The sequence below is a fragment of the Acinetobacter sp. RIT698 genome, from assembly GCF_009668065.1.
Taxonomy (GTDB): domain Bacteria; phylum Pseudomonadota; class Gammaproteobacteria; order Pseudomonadales; family Moraxellaceae; genus Acinetobacter; species Acinetobacter guillouiae.
Genome location: NZ_WJYH01000025.1, coordinates 49,179 through 66,674, shown reverse-complemented (window position 1 = coordinate 66,674; position 17,496 = coordinate 49,179). Strand labels below are relative to the sequence as shown.

At 37.5% G+C, this 17,496-nt stretch carries 14 protein-coding genes; 9 read left to right on the top strand and 5 right to left on the bottom strand.

Annotation, left to right across the window (positions count from 1 at the left end; genetic code table 11):
• On the bottom strand, positions 1 to 428 hold a 428-nt coding region (locus GJV03_RS12505; RefSeq protein ID WP_154130204.1), incomplete at its 3' end, for an MAPEG family protein.
• A gap of 748 nt (positions 429 to 1,176) precedes the next feature.
• Here GJV03_RS12505 and GJV03_RS12500 point away from each other — a divergent pair.
• On the top strand, positions 1,177 to 1,740 hold the full coding sequence (locus GJV03_RS12500; protein WP_004721021.1) for a 1-acyl-sn-glycerol-3-phosphate acyltransferase: 564 nt from the start codon (positions 1,177 to 1,179) through the stop codon (positions 1,738 to 1,740).
• Between the two features lie 106 nt (positions 1,741 to 1,846).
• Positions 1,847 to 2,596, top strand: a complete 750-nt coding sequence (locus GJV03_RS12495) for a YebC/PmpR family DNA-binding transcriptional regulator (protein WP_004721018.1) — start codon at positions 1,847 to 1,849, stop codon at positions 2,594 to 2,596.
• A gap of 54 nt (positions 2,597 to 2,650) precedes the next feature.
• Here GJV03_RS12495 and GJV03_RS12490 read toward each other — a convergent pair whose 3' ends face one another.
• Together GJV03_RS12490 and GJV03_RS12485 are read right to left on the bottom strand one after the other, a co-directional pair.
• Positions 2,651 to 3,124, bottom strand: a complete 474-nt coding sequence (locus GJV03_RS12490; RefSeq protein ID WP_154130203.1) for a GrpB family protein — start codon at positions 3,122 to 3,124, stop codon at positions 2,651 to 2,653.
• A 164-nt stretch (positions 3,125 to 3,288) separates the two neighbouring features.
• Positions 3,289 to 3,762, bottom strand: a complete 474-nt coding sequence (locus GJV03_RS12485; protein ID WP_004721004.1) for an Lrp/AsnC family transcriptional regulator — start codon at positions 3,760 to 3,762, stop codon at positions 3,289 to 3,291.
• Positions 3,763 to 4,061: 299 nt separating this feature from the next.
• Here GJV03_RS12485 and GJV03_RS12480 point away from each other — a divergent pair, with 299 nt between their 5' ends.
• The 5 genes from GJV03_RS12480 to GJV03_RS12460 all read left to right on the top strand — a co-directional run bounded on the left by GJV03_RS12480 (position 4,062) and on the right by GJV03_RS12460 (position 7,610).
• Positions 4,062 to 4,844 carry a HesA/MoeB/ThiF family protein gene (locus GJV03_RS12480; protein WP_154130202.1) on the top strand — a complete coding sequence of 261 codons (783 nt, stop codon included), beginning with the start codon at positions 4,062 to 4,064 and terminating at the stop codon, positions 4,842 to 4,844.
• 39 nt (positions 4,845 to 4,883) lie between these two features.
• Positions 4,884 to 6,182 (top strand): AarF/UbiB family protein, encoded by a 1,299-nt coding sequence (locus tag GJV03_RS12475; protein WP_154130201.1) that lies wholly within the window; start codon positions 4,884 to 4,886, stop codon positions 6,180 to 6,182.
• A 107-nt stretch (positions 6,183 to 6,289) separates the two neighbouring features.
• Positions 6,290 to 6,670 carry a dihydroneopterin aldolase gene (gene folB, locus GJV03_RS12470; RefSeq protein ID WP_004720998.1) on the top strand — a complete coding sequence of 127 codons (381 nt, stop codon included), beginning with the start codon at positions 6,290 to 6,292 and terminating at the stop codon, positions 6,668 to 6,670.
• Entirely contained in the window at positions 6,627 to 7,058 is a 432-nt protein-coding gene (locus GJV03_RS12465; RefSeq protein ID WP_154130200.1) for a 2-amino-4-hydroxy-6-hydroxymethyldihydropteridine diphosphokinase, read from the top strand. Before folB ends, GJV03_RS12465 begins: the two co-directional genes overlap by 44 nt.
• Positions 7,059 to 7,085: 27 nt before the next feature.
• The gene (locus GJV03_RS12460) at positions 7,086 to 7,610 is read left to right on the top strand and encodes a hypothetical protein (protein ID WP_154130199.1); all 525 of its coding nucleotides are present in this window, start codon (positions 7,086 to 7,088) and stop codon (positions 7,608 to 7,610) included.
• 122 nt (positions 7,611 to 7,732) lie between these two features.
• Here the strand turns inward: GJV03_RS12460 and coq7 are convergent, their stop codons facing one another.
• Both coq7 and GJV03_RS12450 read right to left on the bottom strand, forming a co-directional pair.
• Positions 7,733 to 8,368: a 2-polyprenyl-3-methyl-6-methoxy-1,4-benzoquinone monooxygenase gene (gene coq7, locus GJV03_RS12455; protein ID WP_004720993.1), complete on the bottom strand. Its 636-nt coding sequence runs from the start codon at positions 8,366 to 8,368 to the stop codon at positions 7,733 to 7,735.
• Between the two features lies 1 nt (position 8,369).
• Positions 8,370 to 9,689 carry an MFS transporter gene (locus GJV03_RS12450; protein ID WP_056510679.1) on the bottom strand — a complete coding sequence of 440 codons (1,320 nt, stop codon included), beginning with the start codon at positions 9,687 to 9,689 and terminating at the stop codon, positions 8,370 to 8,372.
• A 175-nt stretch (positions 9,690 to 9,864) separates the two neighbouring features.
• Here GJV03_RS12450 and GJV03_RS12445 point away from each other — a divergent pair, with 175 nt between their 5' ends.
• Both GJV03_RS12445 and GJV03_RS12440 read left to right on the top strand, forming a co-directional pair.
• A complete protein-coding gene (locus tag GJV03_RS12445; RefSeq protein WP_154130198.1) occupies positions 9,865 to 12,609 on the top strand; it encodes a BamA/TamA family outer membrane protein in 2,745 nt (914 codons plus the stop codon).
• Between the two features lie 35 nt (positions 12,610 to 12,644).
• Positions 12,645 to 17,186, top strand: coding sequence for a translocation/assembly module TamB domain-containing protein (locus GJV03_RS12440; RefSeq protein WP_154130197.1), 4,542 nt, complete (start codon positions 12,645 to 12,647; stop codon positions 17,184 to 17,186).
• The last annotated feature ends 310 nt before the right edge of the window (positions 17,187 to 17,496 follow it).

The following is a 17,496-nucleotide window of genomic DNA, read 5'->3' as shown; positions in this document are numbered from 1 at the left end:
TAAAATCTAATACATGTGATTATGATTTGAATCGCCAAAATAATAAGACAGATTATTCCAACAGCATAAGAAATACTGCGCCATGGTTGCATTGCACTGAGATAGGTGATTGTATGTGTGATTCTTGCAATCGTAAAAATACAAAAGATCCAGACATTAAAATCACTACTTAGGTTTAATGCAATACAAAGCCCTCCAAACACCCAAAACACGGGAATATTTTCTAAATCATTTGCCCAAGCTTGGCTGGCTCTGGTTACTTGTGGCAGCTCTTCGGGTCGGGCTTGGACACTGACAAAATTAGCATCTTCGGCATTTTTAAACGCTTTATTCTTTATACGATAAAATCCTTGATAACAAGAGATTACAAGCATTTTAAAAAAAAGCAAAACCACACAAAATGCATAGATATGTAGTAGATTATTCATAGATCCCCATTTATTTTATATGCTTTAGATGTATTTAATTAAGTGTATCTATTTAAAGTGATTTTTAAACTTTGTCGAGAGAAATTTTTAGAAGCAGTTTTAATGCTTGATGGCTCTGATTTATTTTTTGGTGAGAATGACTGAAATAGAATCGAATGATTAGAAACTTAAACACAATTGAAAATTAATCGAGTGCTTTTAACGATGATCTAAGCTTTGAGTCAATGAGAGCTGCTGCTGAGTGTGTTGCGTTATACGATGATCTAGCAAAGTTTGTGGCTATTGAGCGGGAATAGTATGCAGTGTTACTTTTTTCGTTTTTCTAAATAAATTTCAAATATGCTCCATGTGCAAATCAAAACAAAGACTAAGGCACTTACGCCAAAGAGAGGCATCAACATATTGCAATCCTTTTGCAGGTAAAATTTTTGAGCTTATGGCGCAATTAAGACTAAAGTCTAAATGATTTTAACAAGATAAAAAATATTGATTTGAACCTTATTATTGAGATTATGATTTATATGGATGTTTTTTATGAAAAATTTATATTTTTGTTCTAGAGGAAGTTAGATGATATTGGTGCGTTTAACGGTTTTCTATTTTAAGCATACATTTTGGTGTAGCAAAACAAGTGTTTAAAATGACAAAAATAAATATACAAATGTAAAAAATAAGCACAATAGAGATTGTCTTTTTAAGCTTTTACTCGGACAATTCGCAAATTATGATTTTATGATGTCAGGTATTTATGAAAAAGATGTTGGGAGAACTTACTTTTAAGCTCTCAGGTTGGTCATATGAAGTTGATCAAAGTGTATTAGAAAAAAAACAAGTCATCATCGGTTTTGAACATACATCCATGATGGATGCTGTGTTGTCATTGGCAATTTTTCAAATTCATGACATTAAAATCCATACTTTAATTAAAAAAGAATTATTTAAAGGTCCTTTAAAACCGATTTTAGAAAAAATTGGTGGTATTCCTGTAGACCGTAAGTCAAACAAAGATATCGTTTCACAAATGGTTGATCTGTTTCAGAGTAATGAAGAATTTAATTTGGTGATTGCGCCAGAAGCGACTCGCGCAGAACGTGGGCAAGCACGTAAACCGATCCGTACTGGTTTTTGGCATATCGCAAAAGCAGCTGGTGTTCCTATTGTTTTAATGTATGCAAACTCAAAAACAAAACAGGGTGGGATCTTTGGAAAAATTTACCCAACAGATCTAGATCAAGACTTAGCAGAAATTAAACGTCTATATAAACAACATACAGGGCTCGATATTGTGATTCCTGAAGCAAAAAATTCTTAATTTGCATTAAATCTAAAAAATAAGCACTTTCTCATAAAAAAGTGCTTATGGTAGAATTGTCGCAATTTGATATGGCATAAAGCCAATCTACAGGAGCATATTTCGCATGGCGGGTCATTCCAAGTGGGCCAATATTAAGCATCGTAAAGCAAAACAAGATGCAAGTCGTGGTAAAGTCTTTACCAAATATATCCGTGAATTAACCACAGCAGCAAGACTTGGCGGTCCTGATGTGGGAAGTAACCCTCGTCTACGTGCTGTTGTCGAAAAAGCACTTTCAGTGAATATGACACGTGACACGATCAACCGTGCTATTCAGCGTGGTGCTGGTGGTGAAGATAACGATGATTTAAAAGAAGTCACTTATGAAGGTTATGGTGTGGGTGGTGTTGCGGTTATCGTAGAAACCATGACAGATAACCTTAATCGTACTGTGCCTGATGTACGTCATTGTTTTTCTAAAACCAATGGTAACTTAGGTACTGCGGGTTCAGTGGCATACATGTTTACCAAACGTGGTGAGATTACTTTTGAAGATGTTTCTTTGGAAGATAAAATCATGGACGTGGCTTTGGAAGCTGGTGCTGAAGATATCGAAGTGAACGAAGATGAAATCTTAGTAATCACTACACCAGAAAGTTTTGGTGATGTACAAGATGCTTTGACTGCTGCTGGTTTAAAATCTGATAATGCAGAAGTGGTTATGAGCCCATCAACAAAAGCATTGATTGCTGATGTGGATCAAGCAAAACTCATTGTGAAAATGATTGATATGTTTGAAGATCTTGATGATGTTCAAAACGTATATACTAACGTTGAATTCACAGATGAAGTATTGGCTGAATTAGACAGTTAAGTCTGATTTGAGTTGATAAAACGCACCTTTGGGTGCGTTTTTTATTGAGAGAATTTATTGCTGATTTAAAACAGCGGAAATAAATTTATTTTTTTCAATCCGATAATCGATCATATCTAAATTTTCACAACGCTTTTTTAGATTATTGTACGTTTGCACTAGTTCAGGCGATTGCCTGAGTTGATCTCTAAAGTTAATAAATGACTCAAATTCAGAACCTTTGACAACCAGTTGAAAGGCGACATCATCACCATTGAGCGATTCCAACATACACAGTTGATCCGTTCTCAGTGTTGCTAATTTTTCTTGAAAATTTAAGCCATAAAGTTTTTGAATTGCATCATTAAATTCAGATTGATCCACTGCAATATAAATGTCTAAATCTCCTTTAGAGATTGCATTTGGAATCGAAGAGGCGCCAATGTGCTCAATCTCTGCATTGGTTAAAAGTGCTTTGATTTGAGTTTGATAATACGCAAACCGTGCATGACATAGTGGTTGATATTCTTCGGCTAAATAAAATCTCATAAAAAGATCCATTTAAATACAATGTGATATCTTTGATTTTTAAATTCTACTTATTTAAAACATCATAAAACCAATGTTTAAGACCAATGAGAGTAGCTTTGCTTCGTAAACTTTTAAGTCCATTCTATTCATCGTGTGGAAACTAAACGGACTCAATACATAATTTAAATTCGATTGAGTAGGCCAGTACAATTAAACACGCGTTTATATTCTTTAATCACAAAGCTTGAATGTAGTGCAACCACGTGCTCAATTTTACCAATACGTTTGAGTAAAATTTCACTGTAATTCTCCATATCTTTTGCGATAACTTCTACAAGGAAATCAGCAGTTTGCCCAGTCACTAAAAAGGCGTTAATCACTTCAGGGATGTTTTCGAGTTCTTCTAAAAATTTAGCAAAGGTATCAGTATCATGTTTACTTAGGGAAATTTGTAAAATGACATGTAATTTAAAGCCTAATTTTTCAAAATTAATATCACGCTTTAGATTGGTCATGATATCGGTTTCGATCAAGTGTTTGATACGACGATGGACAGAACTTACCGACAGGTTAATACGTTCTGACAATTCATTTAGATTGATGTCTTCATGGGTTAAAATTTCTAAAATTTGTTTGTCGTAACGATCCAGTTCCATATTTTTATCCAGCTTGAAAAAATTTTCTGTATTAATGTAGATTGATTTTTATAGTTTTTCAATATTTGAATCATTTTTGAGAATAAATATCATAAAATGCTAGGTTATAGAAAAGGAATGAGTTTAAGTCTAACTGTATTCTGTGTTGAACCATATCATGATGATTTTGCAAATGACCTGTTGAAAACATTGAGCGAATTGCTAAAACTTAACCCAAAGGATTAAAGATTATTTTTAGTTATTGCTCTTCTATAAAATTTTTACTTTATACTGATTAAAATTGAAAAGTTTATCCACCAATGCTTGAACACGATCTAGAACTTACCGAATCTGAAATGCATCTCTATTCCCGTCAAATTCTGCTGGATGGTTGGGATATTGAGGCACAGGAAAAATTAAAACTCGCCAATGTGCTGATTGTTGGTTGCGGTGGAATAGGGTGTACCACTGCCGAATTGTTGGCGCGTGCAGGTGTTGGAAAAATTAGTCTGATCGATGCTGATACTGTAGAAATCAGTAATTTACAAAGACAAATTGCCTATATTGCGCAAGATGTCGGGTTTTATAAATCGGAGATCTTGGCCAAGAGATTGCAAACAATTAATCCTTTTATCCAAGTAGAAAGCTATACCAGTAAATTGGATGAAAATAATGCGCAGGCATTGATTGCTCAGCAAGATTTAGTCTTAGATGGTTGCGATAATTTTACTACCCGTTATCTGGTGAACCACATCTGTACCCAGCTGCATATCCCGCTGATTAGTGCATCTGCGATTGGTTTCCAAGGTCAGCTTTTTATGATTGAAGGTGACTCAGCTTGTTATGAATGCTTATTTCCCAAAGCGCAACAACATAATGAAAGTCTACGTTGTGCTGATTCAGGTGTATTGGCCACCACACCCAATGTCATCGCAAGTTTACAGGCACATCATGCACTTCTATATTTAGGTTTAGCAAAAACCCCATTGAAACAAAAACTGATGCTTTGGGATGGATTAACAATGAAACAACGAATTTTAGCCTTTGAAAAAGATAGAGATTGTACAAACTGTCAGGCAAGCCATACTGCAAATGCTGATTAATTTGCTACACTTATACAAATTCAATTTAATGTTGACATTATGAAAAATAATATCTTTTTAGATGGTCTGCGTTCAGTTGCCCGAGTTGGGGAAACTGCCGTTATCGCAGCCAAAGCTGGCATTAAATACGCCACTGAAAAACCAAGTAATGCCAAACTGATGCGTGAAACTTTTGAATCATTAGGCTCAACTTATATTAAATTGGGTCAATTTATTGCCAGTACACCATCTTTATTTCCTCGTGAATATGTTGAAGAGTTTCAAGGCTGTTTAGATCAAACGCCTTATTTACCTTTTAGCTATGTTCAAGACGTGTTGGAACAAGAATTTGCTGGACGTAATTTAAGTGAAATCTTTGCATCCATCGATGAAAAGCCTCTTGCTTCAGCGTCCATTGCTCAGGTTCATGCGGCCAAATTGGTGACCGGTGAAGATGTTGTAATTAAAGTGCAAAAACCAGGTGTAGAAACTATTCTTTATACCGATTTAAATGTATTGCATTGGGCAACAAAGGTGTTGGAAAAAGCAATTCCAAAAGTAAAATTCGCTTCATTAGCCGATATTGTTGATGAAATAAAAACACGGATGGTACGTGAAGTTGATTTTATTGAAGAAGCACAAAATTTAGATGATTTTGTGAATTATCTCAATGTGTCGCAAAACACCGCAGCAACAGCACCAAAGGTCTATCATCAATTTTCAACACGTCGTGTACTTACCATGCAACGCTTGTATGGCGTGCCACTGACTGATTTTGATGTAGTGAGAAAGGTCGCGAAAGATCCATCTCAAGTGCTGATTACCGCCATGAATACTTGGTTTGGTAGTTTGATGTTATGCCAGTCTTTCCATGCTGATTTGCATGCAGGTAATCTGATGTTGCTTGAAGATGGCCGTATTGGTTTTATTGATTTTGGTATCGTTGGACAGTTAAAACCTGAAGTTTGGCAAGCATGTATGGCATTTATGGATGCTTTGCAAAAGACTGATTACAAGTTGATGGCTGAAAATATGTTGGGTATGGGCATGACCAGTACTCAAGTCGACACTCATGTTTTGGCAGAAGATTTAGAACGTTTATTTAGTGGTGTACTGCTTGCGGATCCACAAAAAATTATGACGTCAAACCCATCTGATTTAAATGACATCATGATGGACATGGTGGGTGTGGGCGAGCGTCATGGTATTCGTTTCCCGCGTGACTTTGCCTTATTATTTAAGCAAATGCTCTATTTTGATCGTTTTATGCGTGTTCTTGCGCCATATACCGATATTTATGCTGACCAACGTTTACAGATGGTGCAAAATATTGATCCTGTGTCGCTGTTAAAACATTGATATAGATGTTTTCCCTTTGTGAAAAGCTGGCTGAGTTTGATTGTAAAATCTTACTTGGCCCTTTTTAAAAGGGCATTTTTTATTTAAATTGAGAATTTATAAACGTCATGGATGCAATTATCATTGAAGGGTTGAAAGTTGAGACGGTGATTGGCTGCTTCAATTGGGAACGGCAAATTATCCAACCTTTAATGTTGGATCTCCACATTCAAACCAGTTTAGAACAAGCGTCTAACTCAGATGAATTGGTCGATACGTTGAACTATGCAGAAATTTGTGAAATTTCTGCCAAAGTGATTCAAGATGCTGCGCCAAAATTGATCGAACATGCGGCCAAATTAGTGTTGAATACGCTTTTCTCTACCTTTCCACCTATTGAATCGATTATGATTACGATCCGTAAGCCTGCCATTATCCCGCAAGCAAATTCTGTAGGAATTCGTCTTGAACGACACCGAAATGATATTCGCCCTAGCTCTAGCGAGTAATCGCGATCCACAACAAAATTTTCAAAAAGCATTTGCTCAGATTGCCCATTTGGGAATGGTGTCATTTTCTCCAATCTATTTGATTCCATGCCGTGATGGAATTGGTGCAGATTATTGGAATGCTGCATGTTTGGTTCAAAGTCAGCTGTCTGTAGATGAAATGCTGTCTTTATTAAAAAAGATGGAAGCAGACTCAGGTCGTGTACGCCCATCACATCAAATTTCCTTGGATATTGATCTCATTGCATGGGGATCTCATTTAACTGCAATGCAATTTAATCCAAAGAAACTACCATTGGCGTTGGATGTTAAAGTGCCGATGTCTGATCTTTGGGAAGATGCATTATTGAAACATTCCGCAGATCAATTTCCAGTTATCATTTTATAGTCTTTAAAATAAATAGGTTAAAAAACAATGTATTTTAAGCCCTTGGCATTATTCAGTTGTGTGCTTTTATTTAGTGCATGTCGCCATTTACCTGAACTATCTGTTACACCAGTACAAGCTGTAAGTGAAGTGCAAAGCTTACAACAGCGGGATAACAATCTTAAGCAAAAAGTGAATGCTTATACACAAGATCAAGCTTTATTTGATGTGGCATTTGATGATCTCAATCAAGATGGGCAAGATGAAGCCATCGTGCTTTTAAAAGGGCAAGATTGGTGTGGGTCTGGTGGTTGTACAATGCTGATCTTTCAAGGAAAATCTAATCACCAGTTTGACTTTTTAAGTAAAACAACCTTGGTGGATACGCCAGTTTACTCTACAACATATATGCATAATGGTTGGAAGCAAGTGCTGGTTTATAGCCGAAAGCATGGGCAAGTGATGTTGAAATTTGATGGAACTCAATATCCGCTCAATCCATCTTTATTGCCTGTCGCAACTGCAAAATTGGCACCGAATACAGCTAAATTACTTTTGGGCGTTGCTGAGTAATTTTTTATTTTTAACCTACATCTCTACATCAAAATGTGGGTTAAGCAGACCTTATTAAAATACTAAAAAAACAAGCCCAGCAAGTGGGCTTGTAAATCAGTTAAATCAGACTGTTAGATAAATTAGATAAAATAACTGGTCTTGGTCATCAGTTTAGAAATAGCAGTCATGGTGATCTTCACTGGAATAGGCAGCTCTACACCGCCAGCAGTTAATGCTGTATCACGATGATGCAGTTCATCTTCATTCATCTGCACCAATATTTTACGTGAGCGCTCGTCTTGAGCTGGAAGCTGACTGATATGGTGTTGTAAATGTAAGCTGACTTGGCGTTCAGTTTCAGCCACAAAACCCAAACTGTATTTATCACCTGCAATACCAGCAAGTGCACCCATACCAAAAGAAAGACCGTACCATACAGGATTCAGCAAACTGGTATGACTGTCGAGCTCTTTTAAACGATCTTCACACCAAGCCAAATGATCTTGTTCTTCAATTGCTGCAAATTCCATTTCACGACGTACATTTGGAAGTTTGGCTGTTAATGCTTGCCCATGATAAAGCGCTTGAGCACAGACTTCACCACTATGGTTAACGCGCATTAAGCCTGCAACATGACGTGCTTCACTGACAGCCAGCTTAGTTTCTACTGCATTGGACGGATTGCTTCTTTGTGCCGAAGTTGCACCAGGTACTAAACTTCTTAAAGCTTGGTCAAATGAATTGATCAATTTATCGATGCCAGTATATTGACGCATATTAGTCCTCCAAAGAAACCTGAGTTGTCGCTATTAATGGTTTTAAACGAATTAATAACCAAGTACTAAAAATAGCACTCAGCACAGCTGTGATACAGAATAAGATTTTAATATCTATTTTCAAAATACTTAAGATGAGAATAGAAAAAATTGCCGATGAAACCATGAATATTGCATTAAAAATGTTGTTTGCCGCAACCACACGTGCACGGTGTGATTTAGGGGCATAGGCTTGCATCATGGCATAAAGTGGAACGATATAAAAACCTCCACTTATACCCAATAAGGTGACTGCAAGCATGACATGATAATAAATTGCCCCTGAATTAAACATATCAGAAATTGCAATCAGATCACCTGTTCGTTCTGGAACAAAGGCCAAACTGCCTGCTAAATAAAGCGCAAATAGTGTTAAGCCAATCGCACCAAGTGGTACCATTTTGATATTCACTTCTGCACCGCCAATTTTACGGCACAGTAATGAGCCTACGCCAATGCCGACAGAAAAAAATGTAAGCAATAAACTAACAACATTTTCATTGGCATGCAGGTTTTGCTGTGTTAATTGCGGGATTTGTGTGAGATAAGTTGCACCATAAAACCAGTACCATGAATTGCCTAAAAGTACGATAAAAATTAACGGTAAACTTTTAGCATAGCGGATGGTTTGGAAACTGGTACGGAAGAAATTCCAATCGATTTCTAAGTCTTCATTTGAAGTAGATTGTTTAAGGACAAAACGACTGGATAAATAACCCACTACTGCAATAGATACGATGGTTAAGCAAATCCAGATCATATTGCCTTGTGACAGCGAAATGACTGCGCCGCCTAAAATCATCCCAATTAAAATCGCAATGGATGTACCTGACTGAAACAGGGCATTACCAGACATCAGTTCATTGGGTTTTAAAATTTCAGGCAAAATCGCATATTTGATTGGCCCAAAAAAAGTACTATGCGTACCCATTAAAAATAAGGCGAAGAGTAAAATCCAAAGATTACCCAATAAAAAACCCGCTGAGGCGATCAGCATGATGATGATTTCTAAAATTTTAATACTTCGGACTAAAAATGAGCGTTCGTATTTATCTGCAATCTGACCTGCGGTCGCAGAGAAGATGAAATAGGGTAGAATAAACAGTAACGCAGCGAGATTGTTGAGTGTACTGATATTGGCAGACTGATGATGAATCCAACCATAGGTAATGACGAGTAATAATGATTGTTTATAAACATTATCATTCAGGGCGCCAAAAAACTGGGTAAGGAACATCGGTAAAAAACGTCTTGTCCCTAAAATATGCTCATTTTTTTCCATTGTAGACGACTTCATTTAGTTATATATAAGAAATGTGTTGAAATGGTAACTATCTCTCAAAATCATGTATCATGTTTTTAACTTAAATCATGTGTAAAACCAATTGGTTTGGGTATTTGAAAGATTTTTAATAATTGATCTTTCTACAAATAAATTTAGGTCATTCGAGCTTGGTATGCCAGCAAAAATTAATTTTAAAAAATCTGTGCTTTCACATAGTGTACATTTACACTTTGACCGTTATCATATCAATAAACTGATATGTTCAAGTGTTTTTTTAAGTGTTTTTGCGATCCCTGTCAGTTATGCCGATCAAATACAAAGCAATCAGAACTTGCCATCAAGCTCTGAAACCATCAGTACAAGTTCTGAAAAAATCAGCAATACTCAAGAACAATTAGAATCAGCGGCCATTCAACAAGGCGTATCCAACGAAAAGATCGACCAGTTAGATCAGAAAATTCAACAAGCTCAACAAACTGATCAAGTAGATAGCGTTAAAATGCTTGAACAACAAGAAAAAAATATGGGGGTGCAAGATGATTTTAAGCCGATCCAATTTGAAGATCTTGAAGAGTTACCTGCTGTTGCTGTGGATCAGTCTTTAGCAAATGAAATTTATAAAGTTGCAGAAGATGCGAAAACGGATGCGCAAAATTTTCGTAATGGGGTGACCAAAGCACCTCAAGTTGAAGTGACTAATGCGACCCAGCAAGAATTGAATGAAATTACGCAAGCACCAGTCAATGTTGATCAGCTTATACAAACCATTCGTGCGGACAATAAAATTTCTGTAGAAGAAAATCAATCGGGTAAAACCTTGGTTGATAATACACAGAGCAATACTGATGAAGAAAAAGCTAAACCTGGCTTCTTTAAAAGTTTAGTCAATAAAATCCGTGGACCGCAAGACAACGGTGTACCAATTCCAAAAATCGGTGTTTCCGTAACAGGTGCGCCTACGGTTCTTGCAACTAACTTAAAAGCAAAATTAGGAACCTTTACCCAAGAAGCATATTCTGATTTTAATGGCTCGGTGCCACAGTTAAGAACATTGGCGGTACAGGCTGCCCAAGCAGTAGGTTATTACAATGCAGAATTCAAGTTTACTAAAATTGATGATACTCATTTAGGGGTTAAAGTTACTCCACATGATCCAGTCAAAGTGGCTGAACAAAATATTGAGTTTACAGGGGCTGGCTCTAAACTGGCACAGTTCCAAGTTATTGGTGTACTTCCTGATTTAGAAGAAGGTGATATTCTCAATCACGGTGCTTATGAATCTACCAAAAGCCGAATAGTAGATGCAGCATCGAATAATGGATTTTTTGATGGTTATTGGCGTTTACATGATGTCAAAGTTGAACAACCACAAAACAAAGCCAAAATTGATTTAAAATACGAAACGGGCGATCGTTATAAACTCGAAGATGTAGAGTTCAGAATGAGTGATCCTTCTAAGCCGCTCCCAATCGATTTAAAAATCTTAAAAACCTTAGCGCCGTGGGAAGATGGTGCGGATTACACTGCATGGCGTGTTAATGGTTTGGCCAATAACTTAACCAACTCACGTTATTTTAACTATACCTTGGTTGATGCGATTAAACCGGATGCAATTGTAAAACCACTTGAGCTTCCTGCTGATCTGCAAGCCTTAGTAGATCAGCAAAAAATCACTGAAACAACATTGTCTGCGCAAACCAATGCCGATAAAGCACATTTGTCAGATAAAGAAGTGACTCAAAATGTGGTCAATGAAAATCAGTTTGCGGGAACGCAAGGTGAAGAGGTCAATCCGAACTTAAAGCAGCTTCAAGCGCAGCAGAAAGAAAAAGAATCTGATGATGATCTATTAAAAGATCAGGCACGTGAGAATAAAAAGATTCCTGTGATTGTGACTTTAAATGCGGATCGCTTAAACAGTTTAGAGACAGGTATTGGTTATGGGACCGATACAGGGGTACGTTTACGTAGCCAATATAGACGTGCGATTGTTAACCATTTAGGGCATTCTTTTGATGCCAATATGGAATTGTCACAAATTCGTCAAGCGATTGATGCTCGCTATAACATTCCTTATAAACATCCATTAAATGATTACTTCAGTTTGGTTGCGGGTTATGAACGAGAAACCCGTGATGGTATTGGTAATGACATGGATTTGGTTATTGAGTCTGCGGTAGCCGGGGTAGACCGTATTATTAAAGGTTCAAGAAAAGAGTGGCAGCATATTCTTGGTGTGCGTTACCGCTTAGACCGTGTTACTCAAAATGGTCCTGTAGATATTGCCAATATTCCTGATGCTTTTTTAATTCCTGGTTCAAATCAAGAACAGCAGTCATTGTTGTTGGGTTATGAAGCAACCAAAACAACCAGTGATAATCGGATCAATCCAACACGCGGATATAAGCAAAGTTATAAAATTCAACTTGGCAGTCAGTCTTTACTTTCAGATACGGATATGGCGATCACCAGTGCAGATTGGAAAGGCTTATATTCATTTGGTCAAAATGATAATCATCAGGTGGTTGGTGGTTTGAATGTCGGCTATATTTTTGCCAAAGATTTTGAACAAGTTCCTTATAATTTAAGATATTTTGCTGGTGGGGATCAGAGTTTGCGAGGCTTCGATTATAAGAGTCTATCCCCAACGGAATATGGCTATAAAGTCGGTGGTCAAGGTTTGGCTGTCGGTTCATTGGAATACAATTACCAATTTAAAGAGGGTTGGCGTGGCGCAATATTCAGTGACTTTGGTAATGCTTACGATAAATCATTTAGTAACGATACCCAATATAGCTTAGGCTTAGGAATCCGTTGGAAGTCACCAATTGGTCCGATTCGAATTGATGTTGCATCAGGTGTTTCAGATCCTGCTCGCCCAATTCGACTGCACTTCTTTATTGGTTCACAACTTTAATTAACTAAAAATATAAGAGAATTACTGGAAATATTATGGCTGATGAAGAACATCAAGATGTTCAAAATGAACAGCAAAATGATCAACTAAAGCAAGAGCAGACACCGAAGAAGCGCAATATATTGCGTAATATTCTGATGTCATTGCTTTTGGTCATTATTTTATTGATTGCTGCATTGGCTGTGATGTTTAGTACCGATAAAGGCAGTAAGTTTTTATTGGATCGGGTTGCTTCAAGCCAGAAAATTATTGATTACCAATATGAAAGCGGTAACTTGCTTCAAGGGATTATACTTAAAAATGTTTTGGTCACTCTCGCTGCAGTTGATGTCAAAATTGATCGTGCAGATGTTTCCTTGGGGTGGCGCGCAATATTAGATAAAGAAATTCATCTGAGCCATGCTGATGTTAACAATTTAAGAATTATCAGCAAAACACCACCAAGCGATGAACCCTTTAAGTTTAGCGAAATCAAGTTACCCTTTGTTTTACGTTTAGATGAAGCAAATGTAGATCATATGCAGTTTCAAACCGCATCTACAAAAATTGATTTTAACGATATTCATTTAGAAAATGCATTGTGGTCGGGTACAGAGTTGAAGTTTGAAAACTCTAAAATGGACATGGGCTATTTATCTGTAAAAGACGCGACAGGTAATATGAACTTTAAACAAGGCGATTATCCGCTGAATGCCAAGGCAATTTTGCGGATCCCAAGTTTAAAAAGTTTAAATGTTGAAGATATTTATGTACATGCGCGTGGCTCACTCGACACAATTAAAGCAGGTGTTGCGACTAAAACGCCCGATCTTTTAACGGGTTGGGCGGTGATCCATCCGATGCGTCATGATGTTCCAATGAATGGTGCTTTGGTTTTTAAAGATTATCATTGGCCGTTGTTGCAGGAACAAGAATTACTGTCTAAAAATGGCTTGGCGAAATTTCAAGGCGATGTTAAAGGCCTAAACTTAGATATTAATACAGACATTAGTGGTAAAAATATCCCACAAGGTCAATATACTGCTTTAGCACATACCGATTTAACCAATCAGTTGAATATTAATAATTTAAATGGCCAATTGATGGGTGGTGCTTTAAATCTTGCAGGTTTGGTCAGTTGGCAAGATCATGTGCATTGGGATGTGCAAGGCCGTTTAGATCGAATCAATCCAAAAGACAAAATTATCCCACAAGTGATTCAAGACTTTTTACCTGTTTCGCTTGATGCCAAAATTGGTTCAGTGGGCGAATTAAAACAAGGCATGCATTTAACCGCCAATGTTGATTTTGATAAATATGAAGCTTGGAACGTTAAATTAGATCAAGCTGAACAAAAGGGTAAAAAGCCTGAACCGATGTTATTGGGTGTTAACTGGAAAAATATTGACCGAGCAGTGCCTTATGTGGGCTGGTTGAGCAGTGAACAAGGTCAGGTTGAAGTTGCACTGGTTGACGATCAGCAAAATATTCATGTGGCAACCGTTGTACGTCAACATGAAAAAGGCAGTTTACCTGAGGGCAAATACACAGCTCAGTTAGACCTAAAAGGCAATGATCTACACGTACCAGCATTTGAATATGTGGCAACGAAAGGTAGTTTATCTGGAAATGCAATCGTTGAATTACCTACTGAAAAACGCCAGTTAAAATGGAATGCCTTGCTCAATGCAAAAGATTTTAATCCACAAAGTATTGTCGCAACAGCACCAGTAGATTTAATCAATGGGCAGATAAAAGCCAATGGTTTTGCAAAACCAAATCAACAATTGATTAATTTTGATGCGATTAATTTAACCGGCCGACTTGCAAATCAAGCCAACCCTGAAACAATCCAATTGACTGGTAAAAGTACAGCCGCAGTTATTTTTAACGATGCCAATGCAGGTGGTGCTTTTAAAGGCTTTGCAGTGAATTATGACGGGGCATTAAATGCGTCACAGCTGAAACAAGGCAGTGGCTTATTAAAGATTAGAGTTGCGGGTACACCAGAGCTAATTAAAATATCTGAGCTACAGCATGATGGTGTTGCAGGAAAAATCTTAGCCAATGGCTTGGTGCATATCAGCAATGGCATCGGTTGGGATATCAACGCATCTTTGGTGCGTTTTAAACCGCAATATTTTGTTTCTTCTGTGCGTGGTGAAGTTTCTGGGAATGTGAAGACTCAGGGGAATTGGTCAGATCGTCTGAAGAGAATTAATATTCAACAATTGAATATTGCAGGCATGATCAATAACAAACCATTGAGAGGGCGAGGTAACCTTGCAGTTGTTTTAAATTCTGATTTAAAAGGCTTGATGCCACAGCAATTTGAAGCCAACAACTTATTTTTGTCTTATGCCAATAACCAAGTTCAGGCGACAGGAAATGCACAGAATCTACGATTAAAAGTCAATGCACCTGCATTATATGAGCTCTATCCGGGATTGCGTGGCACAGCATATGGTTATTTAAATTTACAAGCACAGCCACGTCTGAGTGCAACTGCAAACCTCACAGTCGATAATTTTAGTTTTAATGATAGTCTAAGCATTAAAAAATTAAGCTTAAAGGGTGAATTGCCAACCTCTGAAACTGTAGCGTCGAAAATGGTGGCGCAAATGGATACTTTACGCAGTGGAAACCGTGAAATTCAGCATGCAGGAATTACACTTTCAGGCACACGTAAAGCACATTTATTACAGCTTCAGGCATGGAACTATTATTCTAAGTTTTATGTACAGCTTGCAGGTGGATTTAATGCGCAAAATGATTGGTTAGGGCAGATTCAAAAAGGTGAGTTTGACTCAGTAAGAGCACACTTATTACAACAACAAAATGCACCAGTTATTTTTAACGCCTCAAAATCGGAGTTATATGTTGGGCAGCATTGTTGGTCAAGTCAGCAAAGCCAATTGTGTTTTGATCAACCGATCCGCGCAAGTCAGCAAAATGGTAATGTTTCCTTTGTTACTAAAAATTTAGATCTGAATGATTTTGCTGCGTTTATGCCAGAAGGTTTGGCACTGACGGGGAAATTAAATGGTTATGCAAAAGCATCATGGGCGAAAGGTGCACAGCCTAAATTAGATGCCAAGCTGGTTACTCGTAATGGGCAAATTGGTATTGCTGCAGAAGATCCAAATGACCCTTCAACTTCGATGAACTATGACGAAGCCAGTGTAATTGCGAAAAGCATAAAAGATGGTTTGTTGTTACGTGTTGATTTAAAAGCACCGAATGTTGGAACAGGCTATGCCAGTGTCATTGTCAACCCATATGTCGAGTCTAAGCCGATGCGTGGTGAGGTGGCATTTAATGAAGTTCAGCTGAAAATCTTAAAACCATTTATTGCTGATGTACGTAAGCTTGATGGGACTTTATCACTTGCAGGAAAAATTAACGGTACGCTGACACAACCATTGTTTGATGGTGAAATGCGCTTGAAAAATGGTGAAATTAGTATGATTTCACTGCCTGTGAATTTGAATAATGTTCAGATTTACACTTCAATTCGTCAAGACGTCGCAACAATTAATGGTGCATTTAACAGTGGTCGCGGTGTCGGTAAAATTAATGGCAGTATCGATTGGAAAAATGACCCACATATACAATTACGTCTCAATGGCGATAAATTGCTGATTCGTCAAGCACCGTTGATCACTGCAGTTGTCGATACCGATATTGAATTGGATGCTTTACCTTTAAGTAAGAAACTGACCGTTAAAGGTAAAGTTGATGTACCTAGTGCATTAATTTCAATGCCTGAATCCAGTGCAACCGTAGTCAATGTGTCACCTGATGTCCGTATTGTAAAAGAAGGTCAAAATCAGCTAGCAGTGCTTAAAGCAGCACAGCCGTGGTCTATACGTGCAGATGTTTCAGTAAACTTGGGCGATAAAGTTATTTTCCAAGGCTTTAATAGTCGTATTCCATTGGTGGGCCGTCTTTACCTTTCTCAACGTGGTTTGGAAACTGCAATGCGTGCCAATGGTGCGATTGGTGTTAGTCAAAAAGTAACCGTTGAAGCTTATGGTCAGCGCTTAGACTTAAATCGTGCCATTGCTCGTTTTAATGGCCCATTGTCTAATCCTACATTGGATGTCGATACCAATAAGAGTATTTCTGGCAGTACGGTAGGTCTACGTATTACAGGCACAGCTTCTAGTCCAAACATTCAAGTTTATAATGATGCTGGTTTGTCTGATCAGGAAGCGATGAATGCTTTAATTACAGGACGTATTAATGAAGGGTCCAGTGGTTTAAGTAATGCTGAAGGATTTAAATCGGATGTAAACAATACGATTGCAGCAGCAGGGATCAGTTTGGGGCTAGGTGGAACACGTGCATTTACCAACCAAATTGGACGTACATTTGGTTTAAGTGGTTTGTCATTTGATGCACAAGGTACAGGCGATGATACTCAGGTCAGTTTGACGGGTTATATTACGCCAGACTTGTATATTCGTTATGGTGTGGGGGTGTTTACACCAGTGAATAAACTGACTTTACGTTATCAAATGAATAAACGTTTATATCTGGAAGCCAGCCAGTCTTTAGAAAAAGCCATTGACGTGTTCTATCATTGGAGATTCTAGCTATGGATAAAACATTTTAGATGCAATTGGCATTGAAATGTAGTTGATCAATATTGAAAAACTCGGATTACGATCCGAGTTTTTTATGTTTATATCAAATGAGATGAATCATTGAGCTAAACAAAGCACATCGTAAAATGCATGGAATATGAGTAGTGCAAAGATTTTGCACATGCTATTGCAAAGCCAATAGGTGAATATATTAAGGATCTTTATATGCATTTGTTTTGCTGATTAACACTGATTATTTAAGGCTGATCATGGGGTGAATATCTAATTTTTTAGAAATAGAAAAGCCCAATGAAATATT